The following is an 18,005-nucleotide window of genomic DNA, read 5'->3' on the forward strand; positions in this document are numbered from 1 at the left end:
TGAGCCTGATAAAAATGGTTCTATAATAAATGTGGTTCTATAATAAATGTTGGGGCGCATGAATGAAATTTCATGCGCCCCGGCATTTTTTTATTTTATGATTCTCACTGCTTTTATTTTTTCACCGAATATTCTCCGGATATTCCACACCCTCAGGAAGAGGATCCCATTCATTCAGCCCTATACTCTGCTTGAATTTTGCCTGTTCCAGAGTCAGAGGCTCAAGATCATCCTTCAGGTATTCCAGAAGTTCATCTATCCCCTCTCTGGTAGCGTTATCCACCAGGAATATGCGCTCACATCCTACATTTTCCAGCCATTGACGAACCATGGGAATATTGGCATGAGGCGAATGGATCTTGGTTATTACGCCGATCATAGGACGAAGAATAAAATTTTTGCCCCCCGGGCCAAAAAGACTGAAAGGCTCGTCTGCCGCCTGAACCATGGCAACCACGTCCGCCTCAAAGGAAAAACATGCCAGTCCTACACTGAAATGCTTGGACTCCGCATACTCTCCAGGAGAATCAATGGTATTGTCCGCTGTGTTGGTGTATTGAGTTTTTTCGTAATGAAGCTTTTCCCCTTTCAGAGCCTGTGTCAGAGAGGTTTTTCCCGCTTCACTTCTTCCCATTAAAAATATTTTTTTCATTTTATGCCTTATCCTGTTTTTCAGCTTTTATGGACTTCACAGGTTTTAAATCCAAGCACCTGGTCAAAGAACCTGACAACTTCCTCCACCGCAGTCTGAACCTGGCTGAGCCCTCCGGTAAGGATCAGCGTACCGCAAAACCTGTCCATAAACCCAATCTGAACGTCTGCTGCCTTAATCGCCACATCCGCAGCGACAACTACGGCCTCCCAGGGAGTAAACCGGATCATTCCCACAGCTTCTCCTCTGTGATCCTCCCCCTCATGAACACCAATATGAAGTCCCAGATTTTCATAAATACATGCCTCTGACGGACTGATCACATGGGCCAGACATACTTCTTTGCCCGGAACACGCACACGGGTAAGACGCAGCCTTTTCCCCTTCAGATGTTCATAATCATCCCTGAACAGCTTTTCCAGCAGTTCCTCTCTTTTTATACGAGCCATGACTGCACTTCCTATCTCTTTGTAATGTCACAGACTACATATCCCAGTGAATCCCGGAAGTAATCCACCACCTCTGTGAGCGCTGACATAACATCTGAAATTTCTCCTGTAATAATCAGAGTTCCTGTAAAACGGTCTGCAAATCCCAGATACACGTTTCCGCTTTTCACTGCAATATCAGAAGCAATCACCGCAGACTCCGGCGGCGTCATATTCATGATTCCAATTGCTGAAGATCTGTAATCCACCTGTGGATTCAGACCAAGCTTCTGATATATGATCGGAGCCGGGCCGCCCATGACATGAGCAAAAGTAATCTCTTTACCGGCTACCGTTTCCTGTACGATTCTAATCTGTTCTCCGTGGTCGTTTGGCATTTTATCTGTTCCTCTCTTTCAGAAAGTTTCTGACACAATTTCTCTTTATAAATCATACTATCGCCAAAATTTTATGTCAAGTTGATTTCTTTTGAAAAACCGTTAAAAAACCGCTGTTTCTGCGTATATCCAGAAAACTTTCCAGCATACTCATGGCAAGTGTTTTGCCAAAACGCCTGGGACGGGTCAGAAGTGTAACCTTTGCCGCTGAATTTTTAAGAAGTTCAAAAATAAGCCCGGTTTTATCTACATAATAGTATTCTCTTTTTCTCAGTTCTTCAAAGTCTGAGACCCCGACAGGTATATTCAGTTTCATAATAATAACCGCCCCCTTTTATACCATCTATGATATAAAAGGGGGCGTAAAAAATCAAGGGGATTATGGCAGGCTTTACAATCCGGTTTTTTCCCGTATAAATTTTCTTGCATTCAATGCATACTCAAAGGGATTCGCTTTTGCAGGATCCTGCTCTGCCTCTACTACCATATATCCTTCGTACCCGGCAGCTTCCAATACTCTAAATACAGGGTCAAAATCAATAGCTCCATCACCCGGTATTGTAAATGCGCCTAAACGAACACCTTCCAGAAAACTCAGTTTTTCTTCCTTCACTTTCTGTACTACTTCCGAACGGATATCCTTCAAATGTACATGACGTATCCGATCTGCATATGTTTGGGCCATTTCCAGAGGGTCTGCTCCACAGTAAGCAAAATGTCCCGTGTCAAAAAGAAGGCTTACATATTCAGGATCTGTATTTTCCATCAGACGTTTTACCTCGTCCGGATTCTGAACTACAGTTCCCATATGATGATGGAATGTAAGTGTAATTCCATAATCTTCCTTTGAAATCCTGCCCAGACGGTTAAGGCCTGTACACAGCACTTGCCATTCCGAATCGTCCATAATATATTTCTGACCGAACACCGGCGTATTCTGCTGTCCCTGCACGCTGTAGCTCTGCTCAGAAGCACCTATGATCTTTGCACCCATATCCTGTAAAAAAGTAAGCTGCGCTCTGAATTCCTGCTCCACTTCTTCAAAAGGCTTTGTAAGCAAAAAGCAGGAAAACCATTGATTACAGATTTCAATACCTCTGAGTTCCAGAGCTTTTTTCAGGATTTCAATATCTTTTGGATATTTATTTCCCACCTCTGATCCTGTAAAACCTGCTAATGCCATTTCACTGACACACTGTTCGAAAGTATTTTCACCTCCAAGATCCGGAAGATCATCATTGGTCCATGCAATAGGAGCAATTCCAAGTTTCACCTTATTTTGGTTAAACATTACAATCCCTCCTCTGATATGATCTCAGCAATAGAAACAGGCCTGTGTTCCTGACAGGATTTCTTTGCTGCCAGCCCCATCAACACTGGTTTCAGACCATCTTCTATATTCAGAGGTGTTTCCCTGTTATTTACGATAGCATTAATAAATTCTGTAATTTCTTTCCCATAAGCATCCATATATCTTTCCAGAAAGAAAAACAGAGGCTTTTCTTCTGTCACACCATCCGAATTACTAAGCTGGACAGATGACTGACTGTCATTGGATACAGATGCCATTCCAAGCGAGCCAAAAACTTCTGCTCTCTGATCATATCCGTAAGCGGCTCTTCGAGAATTATCAATCACGGCAAGAGCTCCGTTCTGCATTTTAAGAGTAACAATAGCAGTGTCCACATCTCCTGCCTGACCAATAGCCGGATCTACTAAATTCGCACTCTGTACATAAATCTCTTCTGCATCACAGCCTGCAAGAAAACGTACCATATCAAAATCATGAATTGTCATATCAAGGAATATTCCGCCAGAAACCTTTACATACTCAGGAGACGGAGGCTCAGGATCACGGGAAGTGATTTTTATAATTTCCGGTTTTCCTACGTTTCCACCTGCTACCGTCTTCTGAAGAGCCTCAAAGTTATGATCAAATCTTCTGTTAAAACCAACCTGATACTTTAGTCCTGTACCTTCCAGCGCTTTTATAACTTCCATGATTTTTTTTACATCATGATCCACCGGTTTTTCGCAGAACACATGCTTTCCGGCACGGATAGCTTCCAGTGAAATCTGCGAATGGGTATCTGTGGAGGAACAGATCAAAACTGCAGAAATCTCCGGATCGTTCATAATCTCATGATAATCCTTTGTTGTATGTTCCACTCCCATAGATTTTGCCCACACTTCAGTTTCCGGAGTGAGAAAAGGATCTGCCACCGTCTTCACCCGAGCTTCCGCCACTCTTGTAGCAATGCTTGTAATATGTACTTTTCCGATTCTTCCAGCCCCTATAATTCCAACCTTTATCATAGTATATTTCTCCTTTTCAGAATCTGCTCTTTATCAGTAAAAATCTGCTTCATGCATCCATACATAACGTTCATCCTCGCACCGGTCTGTCTGAAGCCAGGGATCTCCTTCAAGATGCCGTATCATCCAACAGGTGTACATCTGAAATCCCGGAGCCACCGCCTGAGGGTGTAGTTCTCCACCGGGAATCGCAGAAAAACTGCCCTCTGTACTTTTAAATACCTCATTTCCCACAAAGCTTGCTCCAAAGCCTTCCGGACGGTCAAATTTAAAATAATACACCTCCGGCTGAGGATGTCTGTGAGGCAGATATCCCGACCAGTTTCCCCTGTCATTCAGAACCTCGCCCAAAACCATGTTGGAACACGGAGCTATATCATGATCAAAAATCGTATTGACCCTGCGATTTGCCACATTTCCGAATTTTCCTTTGCAGGAATATTTCCAGGGGGCATCCTCCGGATCATAAAGCTTCGCCGCAAACCGCCTGTCATTATAAGTACGCTGAACCAGAATTTCTGCATTCTCAACCGCTGTCACCATAATCTTTTGTCCTGCACAGACATGAAGACACCAGGGCCCCTGCGAAAAGACATCCTTTCTGGAAACCTCCCGAAGATTTTCATCCCACCGAAAGATCACCTTTCCCTGAAGAAGAAGTACTGCCATTTCCTCATCTTCAAAACTAAATTCCCGCACTTCCTCTGCACGCATCTGATACACACGGATATCCATGTTCATATCTTTATATTCATTCTCATATGTTGTAAGGATTTTTTCGCCGTTTTCATCAAAATCCGGCCAGCCAAATACATTTGCCATATTTTGTCTCCTTAATACGCCCTAGATTCCCGACGTCCCTTTTCAACATTCTCCCAGGCCTCTCTGACGCTTTCCTTTTCGGAAATCTCTGCAAGTCCTACATTCCACCATGCTTCATACCCGTCCGTCATAGTTTTGGGGATTACCTTCAGGTCAAAAAGACATGCCCTGTCCTGTTTCTTTGCATCCTCAAGCGCTGCTTCCAGCTCTTCTATAGTCCGGCAGGTATAGGTATGAAGTCCATACCCCTGACCAATTTTTGCATAATCTACAGGGATCAGATCTCCACATGGCTTTTTGCCGTCTGTATAACGAAATTCCGTAGCAAGACTTCCAATTCCATGATTCATTTCCAGATTATTGATACATCCAAATCCACAGTTATCAAAAATCAGGATATTTACCTTTTGTCTTTCCTGCATAATAGTCATAATTTCACTGTGAAGCATCTGAAAACTGGAATCTCCTACCACACAATACACTTCATTTTCCGGCTCTGCCAGCTTAACTCCAAGAGTTGCTGCCACCTCGTATCCCATACAGGAATAACCGTATTCTGCATGATATCCGCCTCTCTTATCTGTTCGCCACATCCTCTGCATACAGCTTGGAAGAGAGCCTCCAGCTGTAATGATCGTGGCATCTTTGTCAATTGTTCTGTTTATCACAGCAAGTGCGGCTGTCTGTGTGATCCTGCCCTCCGTAAGCCTTACGAATTCCGGAATCGTCCGAGGATCTCTTGCCTGAATCAAAGGCTCAAAATCCTCTCCTGTATACGCAATACCTCCCAAACGTTCAAGTTCCTTATCCCACTCCTCTTTTGCCTTAACGACCTCATCAGTATAGGCAGAATGATAACCTGTACTACGAAGGATCTCCGTTAAAGCTTCCATAGTTGCCCGGGCATCTCCAACTGCTTTTACCGCATCCATTTTATATGCATGATAACGACTGTAATTAACGGATACAAATCTTACCTTTTCATTCCGGAACAAATGCTTGGAACTGGTTGTAAAATCAGACATTCTGGAACCCACGGCGATTACCACATCTGCATCTTTTGCAATAATATTAGAGGCCAGGGTTCCGGTTACCCCGATTCCGCCAAGGCAGTATGGATGACTGGAACGGCAGGCACTTTTTCCTCCCTGCGTTTCTCCAAAAGGAATACCAAACTCCTCACAGAATTTTTCCACAACTTCCCCTGCCTCAGAAAAACGCACTCCGCCTCCTACGATCAACAAGGGCTTTTCTGCTCCCCGGAGAACTGATGCAACATCCTCCAGCTCCTCTTTAACAGCAATAGGACGAGTGATCCTGTGTACTCTTTTCCGGAAAAAATATTCCGGAAAGTCAAAAGCTTCTCCTTCCACATCCTGGCACAGCCCAATACAGCAGGCTCCTGTTTCAGCCGGATCTGTCAGCACACGCATAGCATTTACAAGCGCTGTCATTATCATTTCCGGTCGGGTGATCTTGTCCCAGTATTTGCATACAGGACGAAACGCATCGTTTGTTGATACAGCCAGACTTGAACTTACTTCCAGCTGCTGCAGCACCGGATCCGGCTGCCTTGAAGCAAAGGTATCTGCCGGAAATACAAGAAGCGGAATATTATTTACCGTAGCCGTTGCACAGGCTGTTACCATATTAGCGGCTCCGGGTCCTACAGAAGATGCACAGGCGATAATTTTTTTCCGTCCATTCTGTTTCGCATATGCAATCGCTGAATGGCACATTCCCTGCTCATTTCGCCCCTGAAAAACTTTAAGTTCTCCCAGATCACTGTCCAAAGCCTCGCCCAGACCTACAGCAATCCCATGGCCGAAAATAGTAAAAAAACCTTCTACAAATTTTGTTTCAACTCCATCCATGGAAATATACTGATTATCCAGAAAACGCACAATTGCCTGCGCTGTTGTCATTCTGATTGTTTCTGTCATATTTATCACCTCTCTGCTAAGCTCTGGCGATCATTTCTCCAAACTGTTCTTTTTCCTTTTTGATAAATTCCAGCACTTCCTCTGTTCCGGGAAGAGAATCCGAACAGTTATTACTGCGTACCATCATCGAGGCCTCCGCGGAGCCAAATTCCAGACAGTCAATGATATCCCAGCCCTGATACAAACCATAAAGAAATCCTGAGCCATAACCGTCTCCACCGCCAAATCCCTTTCTTGCTTCCACCGGAAACGGCTTAATGCTGAATTTCTCTCCATCAGCAGTGTAGGCTGTGGAGCCTTTCATTCCATGCTTGATCACAACAATCCTGGCATTACAGCTCTGCCAGTAAACCGAGCTTTCTTCATCAGTCATCCCCGGACATATCAATCTTTCTGTCAGATCAAACTCTTCCCTTGAACCCATGATAATATCTGCTTCCCGGGCAACGGCAGAATAATAAATTGAGATCTCATCTTTATTTTTCCAGTTGTATTCCCGGTAATCAATATCAAAGATTATCTTTGTTCTATTTTTTCTTGCCAGCATAACTGTTTTTAATGCCGCTTCTCTGGACGGACTTTCTGCGAGGGCTGTTCCCGAAATCAACACAGCTTTTGCATTTCTGATATATTGCTCGTCAATATCATCCACATGAAGCTGAAGATCCGCAATACGGTTTCTGTACATCAGAATATGGCTTTCACTGGAAGACAGCATTTCTGTAAAAGTCAGTCCAAGCTTTTCTCCACCTGTACATACAGAAATATGCGAAGTATCAATTCCCTGCTCATTAAAGTAATCTACAACAAATTCTCCGAACTGATCATCAGAGACTTTTCCGATAAAACCTGCCTTTAATCCGTGTCGGGTAACTCCCACTGCAATATTTGCAGGGGAGCCTCCCACATATTTTTCAAACATATGTACTTTCTTTAAAGGCTTAAATTCCTCTTTTACCTGATCGTTATAGGCCGGATTAAAATCTATGGCAACCCTTCCAAGCAGGATAAGATCCATAGGTCTGTTCTGTTCAAATTCTATGTAGTTCATTTATACCTCCATAGTTTCGGGCTTTGCCGAAAAATTGAAATTTCAGATAGTTCCGTCCCAGGTAGACACTGTTTTGGCTTTTTTCTCCTCTTCGTCAAACCAACGGGTTGTTACAACCTTGCGTTCCGTATAAAAGCGATATCCGTCTTTGCCAAGAGTATGAAGATCGCCAAAAAATGACTGCTTATGACCGTTGAACGGGAACATACCGATTGGAACCGGGATACCAACATTTACGCCTACCATTCCACCGTCTGTATAACGGACAAATTCTCTTGCATAGTGGCCATTCTGAGTAAAGATCACAGAGCCGTTTGCAAAGGGATTGGCGTTCATTAATGCAAGACCTTCCTCAAAATTCTTCACTCTTTTAATACAGAGAACAGGTCCAAAAATTTCTCTGTCACCTACTGTCATTCCCGGTTTTACATGATCCAGTATGGTTGGTCCGAGGTAGAATCCGTTTTCAAATCCTTCTACTGTAACATTTCGGCCGTCCAGTACAATTTCGGCACCCTCTTCAATTCCCTTTTCAATCCACTTCACAACAGACTCTCTGTGTTTTGCATTGACCACAGGACCCAGACCTGTTGTTTTGTCATAAGCAGGACCCACTTTAAGTTCCTTTGCTTTTTTTACGATCGCTGCTACCAGTTCATCTGCAATACTTTCCTGGACTACTACAACAGGAAGAGCCATACAGCGCTCTCCTGCACATCCAAAAGAAGCGTTGATAATACCTGCTGCCGTACGCTCTATAGGCGCATCCTCAAGCACGAGCGCATGGTTTTTTGCCTCGCAAAGTGCCTGTACTCTTTTTCCACTGGCTGCTGCCTGTGAATAAATATGTTTTCCCACTGAAGTAGATCCTACAAAGGTAATTCCCTTAATATCCGGATGACTTAAAAAGATTTCCGCCTCATTTCTGGAACAGGTTACTATATTGATAACACCGTCCGGAAGTCCTGCTTCTTTATAAATATCAGCAATTCTCATACAGGTCTGTGGAGTAAAAGTTGCAGCCTTAATAACAATCGTATTTCCACAGGCAATACAGATCGGTGTCATCCAGCCCATAGGGATCATTGCCGGGAAGTTAAACGGAACAATGCCGGCAAACACACCTAACGGTTCTCTGTACGAAACTGTATCAAACCCCTTTGAAGCATCCATAAGGCTTTCTCCCATCATAAGGGACGGAGCAGAAATCGCCTGCTCGGTTCCTTCAACAGCTTTCAGTACATCTCCTTCTGCCTCTGACCAGGCTTTTCCGTTTTCCTTTGCCACGGACATTGTAAGTTCTTCCATATGCTCATAGAGAAGTTCTCTTACTCTGTAAAGAATCTGTACCCTTTTTTTCACAGGAGTTGCAGACCAGGAAGGAAATGCTTTCTTTGCCGAAGCAATGGCCTCCTCCACCTCAGCCGCTGTACAACAGGGAACCTTTGCGATCACCTCTCCGGTACTCGGGTCAAAAGCGTCTGTGTAGTGCTCTGTAGAGGATTTTTTCCATTCTCCATTCACATAGTAGCCCAGTGTTTTTATTTCACCCATAACTTTCTCCTTTCTCAACCGCTCTTTATTCCTGTCCTGCTGCTTTAAAACAAAGAGTATACATATCTTTTCTGTAATTCTTTAAATGCAGCCTTGTACCTGATGCCGTTTTTTCAGATTCTGTCTGCAGTTCTTTATTAAGTGGGGTCAGTTCTCCAAAGATATTCGGGATGTCAAACTCTTTTGTTCCCTCTTCAAGACCATCCACAAACACATAAAGATCTGATCCTTTTGCAGTAAAATGTACAGCTGTATCATTATCCATTACAACAGATTCCCTTCTGCTGCATCGCGTACCATAAATTCCCTCTCCGTTAGTCTCAAGCCATTTTCCCAGAGCCAGAAGACGTTTCTCCTGTTCTTTTGGAATCGTACCGTCTGCTTTTGGCCCTACATTAATCAGAAGATTTCCATTATTGGCAACTGTCCCTACCAGAAGTGAGATTAAATCCTTTTCTGGTATAATCTGTTCATCGCCTTCATTTTCATTATATCCAAAAGATAATCCCATGCCGCGGCACATTTCCCACTTTTCGCTTCGATCAACCTTTCCCTGCTTGTATTCCTTTGTGAGGAAATCACGAAAACGACCGTTAAATCTGTCGTTTACAACACCTTCCTCAACTTTATTGTAATAATGTGCAAGGAAGTACGGCATCATTTCCTCACTCTGCTTCGGCCATCCGATATCATTCCAGAACACACTGGGTTCATATGTATCTACCAGCTCCATCATCTGTTTATAAGAATAATCCGCATATTCAAACGTGGGACTGGAGGTTCCAAAAAGATCATCATCTTCAAAAATAGGATCATTGGCATACTGCCAGTCGATCAGTCCGGAATAATAAAGTCCCATACGGATTCCTTCAGCCCGCACAGCATTGGTTAATTCACCTGTAATATCTCTTTTCGGTCCCATTTTCACACAGTTAAAATCTGTGTACTTACTTGGATAAAGGCAGAATCCGTCATGATGCTTTGTTGTCAGGACTACATACTGCGCTCCGGACTTTTTAAACAGCTTCGCCCACTTGTCAGGATCCCAGTTTTCCGCCTTCCACATAGGTGCGAAATCTTCATATTTAAAGTCTCTGCCATACTTTTCCACATGATGATCATAGGTATGCCCTTTTCCGATATTCAGTGAATTATAATACCATTCTGCATAAGGATTATCCAAAAACCATTCCTTTGAATCCACCTCGCCCAGTTCCCAGGTATGGGGGGCATATGCAGGAACCGAATAAAGTCCCCAGTGAATAAAAATTCCAAATTTACAGTCATCATACCATTCCGGAACCTGATGTGTTTTTATAGATTCCCAGTTTCCAATAAATCTTTTTTTGCTCATGCCAGCCTCCTTTCTGCCGTTTTTACAGGCATCCCGCACATTTAGTCAATGGTTATTTTTAATACAACAGGCATATCTCCCGGTTCGATCACTTTTCCGCAAAAAATCTTCAGAGTCTCTGTCCGGTCAAAGGTCGGATGCAGTTCTGTTCCCAGAAGTTCAATATCCCTTATAGATGATTTTAAAAGCTTCATATCATTTCCGAGAGATTTTATATGAATTTCTCCGTCCTCCGGCCAGTGCAGCACAATAGCATAAATATGATTCCCCTTACTTGTAAAACGGATATCCTCCGAGGTAAACTTCTTCTCATAAGTATCTGTAAAATGTCCCTCCGGAACTACGGTAGGTCCTTCACCAAAAACCTTCCAGTATTTTGTTCCGTAAATAGCCTCTCCGTTCACCTTCATCCATTTTCCGATCTCCCGGAGGATATGGGTATCTTCATCAGGAATAGTTCCATCAGATTTCGGACCGATATTCAAAAGTAATGCGCCGTTTTTGCTGACTACATCGACCAGATCAAGAACGATATCCGATGGCTTTTTGTAATCATTTCCTTCTGTATAACCCCAGGAATTTCTTGCAACAGACGTATCATTCTGCCAGAGATCCGGAGTAATATGGTCAAGCTGTCCTCTTTCCAGATCCTTTACCGCACTTCCGTGAACATACGCATCAAATTTCGCGTCAATAGCAACCTGAACGCCCCATTCCTCTGCACGATTGTAATAATAAGCTGCAAACCTTTTAAGATACGGCTTCCATGCATACTGCTGGATCCACCAGTCAAAAAAGATTAATTTCGGACGATACCTATCTACCAGTTCACAGGTATGGACAAGCCAGGTTTCCATATGTTCTTCTGAGGGCGGATTATCATAAATATTTGTATGATCTCTGGTTATTCCGGCTGCTGCTCCATAAAGTGCAGCATACTCCGGATTATTCACATCTGCTTCCGGTATCTCGCGCGCACCATTAAAGAACCAGTAATTTTCCGCACGGTGGGTAGATGCACCCAAGACCATATTTCTTCCTTCAATCTCAGTCTTAAGTTCACCCAGGACATCTCGTTTTGGTCCCATTTGCGCCGAATTCCAGCATCCCAGCTCGCTGGCATACATTTTAAATCCGTCATGATGCTCTGCTACCGGAACTACAAACTGAGCTCCGGCTTCCTGAAACAATTCTGCCCACTGAGAAGGATCAAACTTTTCAGCCTTAAACATGGGAATAAAATCTTTATATCCGAATTTATCCAATGTGCCATATTTTTTTACATGGTGAAGATTTTCAGCCGTTCCTTTTTTATACATATTCCTTGGATACCATTCATTTCCAAATGCAGGAACACTGTATACGCCCCAGTGGATAAAAATTCCAAACTTTCCTTTTTCATACCATACCGGTGTCGGATGCTCACACAGAGAATCCCATGTATCTGTGTACGGTCCCCGTGAATTCACTTCGTCAATTTTTTTAAGATATTCTTTTTTATCCATACGGTTTACCCCTTAATTGCTTCGAATATCGGCTCTTCTTCTATAAGTTCAAGACACACGCAGAAATTCTTCTGGGAACGAAGCTTCTCTGGAAGTTCTACTTCAATCATACCATCGCCTTCACAGCATTTCAGCGTACTGTATTCCAACTGTTCTCCTGTACTTAACACATAAGCGCCTTTTAATTCGTTTCCAATATTAAGAAGCTCTATACGGGTTCTTGGAGAAAGTACATGTACATAAAGTTTGTGTGCTCTTCCTGTAAGTTCAATTCCCGGAATTTCATATGCATAAACTCCCAGAGGTCTTGTTCCAAATATAGCCTCACTGTTCTCAGTAACATATTTTCCTACTTCATCAAGAACCTCCACACATTTTTCCGGAACAGTTCCTTCTGCCGTAGGTCCAACATTCAGAAGATAATTTCCACCTCGACTTACAATCTTCAACAGACGACTGATAATATCATCCTGTTTTTTCCAGTTTGTATCAAATTTATTGAATCCCCAGGTATCATTTACAGTAGCCGGTATCTCCCAGTCCCCTTCATAGGGAAGTCTTGGAATAAAATTATCGCCGGTTGTCATATAGTCGCCCATATGATTTCCTGTACGTCCGCTTAAAAGGCAATTTGGCTGAATAGATTTTACAAGATCGATCAGTTCCTGCGTCTGTGCAACGGTGATCCCCATCGGAGTATCAAACCAAATCAGGCAAATATCTCCATAATTTTCCAGAAGTTCCTTTATCTGAGGTTTACATTTTTCATCCAGATATTTCTGGAAATCTTTTCCTGAATTATCCTTTCTGTGCATATATCCGTTGGGATCATCCCAGTCCTGTGCCTGAGAATAATAAAATCCCATTTTCACATCGTATTTCTCGCATGCAAGCTGAAGTTCCTTCAGAATATCTTTTCCATACGGAGTTGCTTTTACCACATTAAAATCACTGACTTTGGAATCATACATGGCAAAACCTTCATGATGCTTTGCAGTAAGAACGATATATTTCATACCCCACTGCTCTTTTGCACGTTTTACAAAATCATCTGCATTAAAGCCTGTGGGATTAAACTGTTCTGCAAGCTTTCTGTATTCCTCTACGGGAATATTCAGATCATTTTCAATCCACTCTGCAATCCTGTCAGTTTTGATCCCTTTGTACTCTCCGGCCAGAATACTGTAAAGTCCCCAGTGGATAAACAGTCCATATTTCGCATCCTTGAACCATTTTTGTTTTGTATCTTTCATAATCGAAACCCTCCATATATAGCACAAAATATAGCACAAATAATATGTATCAACCTTTTACAGCGCCTGCGAGCATACCTGCCTCCACCTTCTCATGAAGAAACAGATAAATGATCAGCATTGGTATCATGGACATAATGACAAACGCAAACTGCGGACCATAATCAGTTGTAAAGTTTGCTGTAAAATTCAGCATTGCTCTTGAAATCGTATACTTATTACTGTCCGTAATCAGAATCAGTGAAAATATCAGTTCACTGTAACCATAAATAAATACAAGTATTGCTTCTGTTGCAATGATTGGCTTACAGATTGGCGTAATGATCATTGTAAGAAGCTTCAAATCTCCACAGCCGTCAATTTTTGCCGCCTCATCCAGCCCTCTGTCCAACCCTCGGATATATCCGGTAAACAAAAAGATTGCCTGAGACAGATTAAAAGCTGTATAGATCAGTATCAGGAAAGTATAGCTGTTCTTCGTTCCAAGCGCGCTGGAAATTTTTGATACAGAAACCAGAGTACAATGTACAGGAACCATAACCCCTGCCATAAATAAAAAGTAAGCTGCTTTCAGATATCCAAAACTTTTTCTTGCAATCACATATGCAGCCGGCATCGCAATAACAACCGTTACAATCAGTGTAACAATAGCTACAAACAGTGAATTCCCAATAGATCTTAATGCATTGGCAATTCTGATCGCATCCGGATAATTCTGAAAATGCAGTTCCTTTGGTATGGAAAACATTCCCAGAAGAATTTCGTCATTTGTTTTTAATGAAGAAATAAAGGTTACGATCAATGGAAAAAAGGTTACAACCGCCATAAAAACAGCAATAAAATATTGCGCAAAAGTCTTTATTCTTTTTGAAGTTCTGTAGTTTTTCATTATGTTCTCCTTTCTTCAAGGACCGGTTATCCTGCCAGTTATCAGTCTCTCTCTTTAAATATCACGTTGTTCAGCAATACCGACAATCCAAGTCCCATTACCAGAAGAATAATACTGATCGCTCCACTTCGCCCCATGAGCTTATACTGGAAGCCCTGCGTATAAAGAAGAACAGCTGGTGTGGCACTGGAATCCATAGGACCTCCGCCAGTCATTGCCCACACAAGATCAAAAGCCTTCAGACATCCGGTAACACAGATAACTGAGAATACCATAAACATGTTTTTACAGAGCGGAACTGTAATATAAATAATCTTTTTTAAACCAGTACATCCATCCAACAAAGCTGCATCATGAATTTCATCCGGTATCGCAACAATACCAGCCGCAAAAATAAGCATATTATATCCCGCATACATCCACTCATTTACCAGAACAATACACCATATATTGACAGTAGGTGTTGCCAGCCAGTTTATAATATGTTCTTCCAGTCCTATTGCTCTTAAAAACTGTGCAAGAACGCCAAAATTAGCATTTAATATAAATGTCCACATAAGTCCTACAGCCGTTGTTCCCAACATGACCGGCATTAAATAAGATGTCTTAAAAAACTTGATTCCTTTCAGCTTGGATGTTACAAGAAGTGCCATACCAAAAGCAATAGGCATCAGGATGCAGAAACCGCCAATCATAAAATACAGCGCATTCAGCATACTTTTCCAGAATTTGTCACTTGTAAGAACTTTAATATAATTTTCCAACCCCACCCATGTTACCGGCGCTCCGCCAATACCATTCCAATTATTCAAAGACAGCCATGCTGTATTTATAACAGGATAAATAACAAAGACAACTGTCAGTACAACACCCGGAAGAATAAAAAGAATAGATTTCAGATAGGACTTTCTGTAATTTTTTGATTTTAGAAACATAATCATCCCTCCAATTATAAAAGGCGGATATCACCGAACACTTTCGCTGGTGACACCCGCCCTGCATTATGTATTCAATGCATTACCTGTACTTATTTTATTTATTCATACTCTGCAATCAGATCTGTAATCGTCTTTCCTACATCATCAACTGATGAGCCCATTGCAATTCCCTGAAGTGCCTGACGAACAGTATTAATCATATGTGTTGCCATATCATAATTTTCAATATCGCCGCGCACTTCTTCTGTTTCTGCAATAATAGCACTTGCCTCCTTGCTCAGATAGTTTCCTGCATCCGTTGTAATTTCTACACAAAGCGGAGATGGATAACCTTCTGCAAAGGTGTTGACAACTTCTTCACTTGTCATATATTTAAGGAAAAGAACGGATGCTGCAACTTCCTCCGGATCACCAGTATCTACTACATAATAGGCCTCATTTCCACCGCCCATATCCTGAAACTCAAATTCCTCATTTACATACGGAAATCGCATGGCATGAATTTTTTCGTTGTCATAAATTTCCACGCCGGTTTTATCTTCTGCACAATACCAGGTTCCCATAAACAGGAAAGCTGATTTTCCTGTATTAAAAAGAGACCTTTCCTGCCCATCGTCAATACCCAGAAGGTTTGTGCCAAGATATCCCTTGTCAGCAGCATCTTTAATCATCTGATAAATTTCCTTCTGTTCCTCTCCATCATAAGCAACTTCTCTTGTTCCAAGCTTTTCTGCCATATCACATCCATATGTTTTATAGTTTAACGCTGAATGAAGATGTCCAAAACGGTAATCATCTTTCTCTCCCATTTCAAAAGGCTGTACGCCATTAGATTTCAGCTTTTCGCAGGCTGCCATAAGATCATCCCAGCTCTTAATAGATGCCGGATCTATACCATTTTCATTCAGAATATCTTCATTATAGAAAAGCATTACCTGATATGCAGTAAAAGGAATTCCATAACTCCCTTCATATCCATATGTACTGAAATCTGTAAGACTCTCACCCATAGCGTTAAATCTTTCTTTCCATTCCGGATACTGTTCATAATAAGGTGTCATATCAACAATCAAATCCTGCTCAATATATCCAGCTGTACGAGAACCGCCATATTCCTGAATAATATTTGGCATGGAGCTTTCATCAGACATAAGAACAGACTCTGAATTCAGCCATTCGGACTCAGTAGGAATGTTAATACATTCAACAGTAATCCCAGGATATTTTTCCATAAAACCATCCACAATATCCTGATAGAGAGGACCTGAGATATCCGCTTCATCCCATCTGGTATGAAGAGTAATCGTAACATCCTTAAATTCATGATTCTCCACATCGTAATCCACAGTCTCATCTGCAAATACTACGCTTCCAGTAGATGTTACCATTGCAAGGGCTGTCATGGCAGCAATCATTTTTTTCTTCATTTTGTTTTCTCCTTTCGCTTTAATTAAACGTTTCGTTTTATTTGTGTTTTTATTTTACCCCCCCCCTATCATTTTTGTCAATATTTTCTTTTTATATAAGTTTTTTTTAGCATTTTTACATAAAATTTTTATATTTTTTTGGTATTATTAACTATAATCGTTTTGTTTTTATCTTGTTTTTCACCATATAAGAGTATTTATAATCTATAGTATAGAATTGTAAATTCTGAAATTTCATGATATCATTAAGAAAAGTTATACAGATGTTCTCATACGAAGCCGTTGAAAGGAGAGCTCTATGAAGATAACAATTAAAGATATTGCGAAAGAAACAGGACTTTCTACCGCTACTGTTTCTAAATATCTGAACAATATAAAAATACAGGAAAATAATCGAAAACTGATTGAGGATGCAATTCAACGTCTGGGATATCACCCTAATCGTTCTGCTCAAATGCTCCGTTCAAAAAAAACGCGTACTATTGGTGTTCTTATTTCTGATCTGGGTAATTACTTCTGGGGGCCTGTAATTGGAACTGTATCACATTATTTTACCAGCCGCCAATATACTGTTATTACCTGCTCCTACAATTTTGATAAAGAACGTGAAAAAGCTGTCATTCAGGATATTATTTCTCAAAACTTCGAGGGACTGGTTATGCTTCCTTTTGACAACCAGGATTACTATTATCACCTGCTTCAGGAGGCCGGAATCCCTGTCGTAGTCCTTGACCAACTTCCAGTTATGAGACAAAAATATCCTGTAGACTGTGTTCTTTCTGATAATCATGGAGGAAGTGCTCTACTCGCAGAGCATCTTTTTCAGAACGGACATAGAAATATATATATACTGAACCACTCTAAGTACTCGTATACAATAGAAACCAGAGTTCAGACAGTTTTAGATATATACAGGCAACATGGAATCAAGCTTTCTCAAAGTCCATCTGATGATGCACCTATTATTTTTTCCGAAACCCAATCTGTTATTTTTCAGAATAAACAAAGGCTTCAGAAAATATTAGAAAGTGATTCTCCACCTACTGCCATTTTTTTTACTAATTATCTGGCTGCAATGGGAGGATTGTCGGCAATCAATTCTGTCTCTCTTAATGTACCTGATGATATTTCTCTGGTATGCTTTGATTATGATCCCCTTTTCCGGGCTATGCATACTTCCATGACCTGCGTCGCACAGGATCTTACTTCTATCGGAAATACAGCCTGCGAAATCCTGCTTCGTCGTATTTGCGGCGACTACAGTAATTTTCCCTGTACAGAATTTGTAAATGTGCAGTTCCATTCTGGAAAATCGGTTCGAAATCTATATGCAGGACAAAAAACATTACATCATAAGACCAGCAAACCTGTCTCAACTCCATAACTCTCTATATAACAGACTGTCGTGCATACATAAATAAAAGAGTACAGTTCCTCATAAGCATAAATAAGGACTGTACTCTTTTTCTGTTCTG

The 18,005-nt window shown here is 41.5% G+C and carries 17 protein-coding genes; 1 reads left to right on the forward strand and 16 read right to left on the reverse strand.

Going from position 1 to position 18,005, the window contains the following annotated elements:
- Window positions 1–121: 121 nt before the first annotated feature.
- The 16 genes from NSA57_RS13560 to NSA57_RS13635 form a co-directional block, all read right to left on the reverse strand.
- Window positions 122–652, reverse strand: coding sequence for a EutP/PduV family microcompartment system protein (locus tag NSA57_RS13560; RefSeq protein WP_022067884.1), 531 nt, complete (start codon window positions 650–652; stop codon window positions 122–124).
- Between the two features lie 20 nt (window positions 653–672).
- A complete protein-coding gene (locus NSA57_RS13565) occupies window positions 673–1,101 on the reverse strand; it encodes a BMC domain-containing protein (protein WP_147598682.1) in 429 nt (142 codons plus the stop codon).
- 11 nt (window positions 1,102–1,112) lie between these two features.
- A complete protein-coding gene (locus NSA57_RS13570) occupies window positions 1,113–1,478 on the reverse strand; it encodes a BMC domain-containing protein (protein WP_022067886.1) in 366 nt (121 codons plus the stop codon).
- Window positions 1,479–1,554: 76 nt separating this feature from the next.
- Entirely contained in the window at window positions 1,555–1,794 is a 240-nt protein-coding gene (locus tag NSA57_RS13575; RefSeq protein ID WP_306814109.1) for an AAA family ATPase, read from the reverse strand.
- A 75-nt stretch (window positions 1,795–1,869) separates the two neighbouring features.
- A complete protein-coding gene (gene iolE, locus NSA57_RS13580) occupies window positions 1,870–2,769 on the reverse strand; it encodes a myo-inosose-2 dehydratase (RefSeq protein WP_257465093.1) in 900 nt (299 codons plus the stop codon).
- Window positions 2,769–3,794: an inositol 2-dehydrogenase gene (gene iolG, locus NSA57_RS13585; RefSeq protein ID WP_257465094.1), complete on the reverse strand. Its 1,026-nt coding sequence runs from the start codon at window positions 3,792–3,794 to the stop codon at window positions 2,769–2,771. Before iolG ends, iolE begins: the two co-directional genes overlap by 1 nt.
- A 33-nt stretch (window positions 3,795–3,827) precedes the next feature.
- Window positions 3,828–4,616: a 5-deoxy-glucuronate isomerase gene (locus NSA57_RS13590; RefSeq protein ID WP_257465095.1), complete on the reverse strand. Its 789-nt coding sequence runs from the start codon at window positions 4,614–4,616 to the stop codon at window positions 3,828–3,830.
- Between the two features lie 11 nt (window positions 4,617–4,627).
- Window positions 4,628–6,559 carry a 3D-(3,5/4)-trihydroxycyclohexane-1,2-dione acylhydrolase (decyclizing) gene (iolD, locus tag NSA57_RS13595; protein ID WP_257465096.1) on the reverse strand — a complete coding sequence of 644 codons (1,932 nt, stop codon included), beginning with the start codon at window positions 6,557–6,559 and terminating at the stop codon, window positions 4,628–4,630.
- Between the two features lie 16 nt (window positions 6,560–6,575).
- On the reverse strand, window positions 6,576–7,610 hold the full coding sequence (gene iolC / locus NSA57_RS13600; protein ID WP_257465097.1) for a 5-dehydro-2-deoxygluconokinase: 1,035 nt from the start codon (window positions 7,608–7,610) through the stop codon (window positions 6,576–6,578).
- A 42-nt stretch (window positions 7,611–7,652) separates the two neighbouring features.
- On the reverse strand, window positions 7,653–9,164 hold the full coding sequence (locus tag NSA57_RS13605; RefSeq protein WP_257465098.1) for a CoA-acylating methylmalonate-semialdehyde dehydrogenase: 1,512 nt from the start codon (window positions 9,162–9,164) through the stop codon (window positions 7,653–7,655).
- 25 nt (window positions 9,165–9,189) lie between these two features.
- Window positions 9,190–10,518, reverse strand: a complete 1,329-nt coding sequence (locus NSA57_RS13610; RefSeq protein ID WP_257465099.1) for an alpha-L-fucosidase — start codon at window positions 10,516–10,518, stop codon at window positions 9,190–9,192.
- Window positions 10,519–10,559: 41 nt separating this feature from the next.
- Window positions 10,560–12,023 (reverse strand): alpha-L-fucosidase, encoded by a 1,464-nt coding sequence (locus NSA57_RS13615; RefSeq protein WP_257465100.1) that lies wholly within the window; start codon window positions 12,021–12,023, stop codon window positions 10,560–10,562.
- Window positions 12,024–12,028: 5 nt separating this feature from the next.
- Window positions 12,029–13,276 carry an alpha-L-fucosidase gene (locus NSA57_RS13620; RefSeq protein WP_257465101.1) on the reverse strand — a complete coding sequence of 416 codons (1,248 nt, stop codon included), beginning with the start codon at window positions 13,274–13,276 and terminating at the stop codon, window positions 12,029–12,031.
- A 49-nt stretch (window positions 13,277–13,325) separates the two neighbouring features.
- Window positions 13,326–14,165 (reverse strand): carbohydrate ABC transporter permease, encoded by an 840-nt coding sequence (locus NSA57_RS13625; RefSeq protein WP_257465102.1) that lies wholly within the window; start codon window positions 14,163–14,165, stop codon window positions 13,326–13,328.
- Between the two features lie 41 nt (window positions 14,166–14,206).
- On the reverse strand, window positions 14,207–15,100 hold the full coding sequence (locus NSA57_RS13630; RefSeq protein WP_257465103.1) for a carbohydrate ABC transporter permease: 894 nt from the start codon (window positions 15,098–15,100) through the stop codon (window positions 14,207–14,209).
- Between the two features lie 101 nt (window positions 15,101–15,201).
- Window positions 15,202–16,530, reverse strand: a complete 1,329-nt coding sequence (locus NSA57_RS13635) for an ABC transporter substrate-binding protein (RefSeq protein WP_257465104.1) — start codon at window positions 16,528–16,530, stop codon at window positions 15,202–15,204.
- Window positions 16,531–16,828: 298 nt separating this feature from the next.
- On the opposite strand from NSA57_RS13635, the gene NSA57_RS13640 reads away from it, so the two are divergent.
- Window positions 16,829–17,914: a LacI family DNA-binding transcriptional regulator gene (locus NSA57_RS13640; protein WP_257465105.1), complete on the forward strand. Its 1,086-nt coding sequence runs from the start codon at window positions 16,829–16,831 to the stop codon at window positions 17,912–17,914.
- The last annotated feature ends 91 nt before the right edge of the window (window positions 17,915–18,005 follow it).

The sequence above is a fragment of the Blautia caecimuris genome (genome assembly GCF_024622975.1).
GTDB classification, from domain to species: domain Bacteria; phylum Bacillota; class Clostridia; order Lachnospirales; family Lachnospiraceae; genus Blautia_A; species Blautia_A caecimuris.

Bases quoted from the DNA above. Each gene is read 5' to 3' on its own strand.
- NSA57_RS13560 (WP_022067884.1), bottom strand. From the start codon at position 652: ATGAAAAAAATATTTTTAATGGGAAGAAGTGAAGCGGGAAAAACCTCT.
- NSA57_RS13565 (WP_147598682.1), bottom strand. From the start codon at position 1,101: ATGGCTCGTATAAAAAGAGAGGAACTGCTGGAAAAGCTGTTCAGGGAT.
- NSA57_RS13570 (WP_022067886.1), bottom strand. From the start codon at position 1,478: ATGCCAAACGACCACGGAGAACAGATTAGAATCGTACAGGAAACGGTA.
- NSA57_RS13575 (WP_306814109.1), bottom strand. From the start codon at position 1,794: ATGAAACTGAATATACCTGTCGGGGTCTCAGACTTTGAAGAACTGAGA.
- iolE (WP_257465093.1), bottom strand. From the start codon at position 2,769: ATGTTTAACCAAAATAAGGTGAAACTTGGAATTGCTCCTATTGCATGG.
- iolG (WP_257465094.1), bottom strand. From the start codon at position 3,794: ATGATAAAGGTTGGAATTATAGGGGCTGGAAGAATCGGAAAAGTACAT.
- NSA57_RS13590 (WP_257465095.1), bottom strand. From the start codon at position 4,616: ATGGCAAATGTATTTGGCTGGCCGGATTTTGATGAAAACGGCGAAAAA.
- iolD (WP_257465096.1), bottom strand. From the start codon at position 6,559: ATGACAGAAACAATCAGAATGACAACAGCGCAGGCAATTGTGCGTTTT.
- iolC (WP_257465097.1), bottom strand. From the start codon at position 7,610: ATGAACTACATAGAATTTGAACAGAACAGACCTATGGATCTTATCCTG.
- NSA57_RS13605 (WP_257465098.1), bottom strand. From the start codon at position 9,164: ATGGGTGAAATAAAAACACTGGGCTACTATGTGAATGGAGAATGGAAA.
- NSA57_RS13610 (WP_257465099.1), bottom strand. From the start codon at position 10,518: ATGAGCAAAAAAAGATTTATTGGAAACTGGGAATCTATAAAAACACAT.
- NSA57_RS13615 (WP_257465100.1), bottom strand. From the start codon at position 12,023: ATGGATAAAAAAGAATATCTTAAAAAAATTGACGAAGTGAATTCACGG.
- NSA57_RS13620 (WP_257465101.1), bottom strand. From the start codon at position 13,276: ATGAAAGATACAAAACAAAAATGGTTCAAGGATGCGAAATATGGACTG.
- NSA57_RS13625 (WP_257465102.1), bottom strand. From the start codon at position 14,165: ATGAAAAACTACAGAACTTCAAAAAGAATAAAGACTTTTGCGCAATAT.
- NSA57_RS13630 (WP_257465103.1), bottom strand. From the start codon at position 15,100: ATGTTTCTAAAATCAAAAAATTACAGAAAGTCCTATCTGAAATCTATT.
- NSA57_RS13635 (WP_257465104.1), bottom strand. From the start codon at position 16,530: ATGAAGAAAAAAATGATTGCTGCCATGACAGCCCTTGCAATGGTAACA.
- NSA57_RS13640 (WP_257465105.1), top strand. From the start codon at position 16,829: ATGAAGATAACAATTAAAGATATTGCGAAAGAAACAGGACTTTCTACC.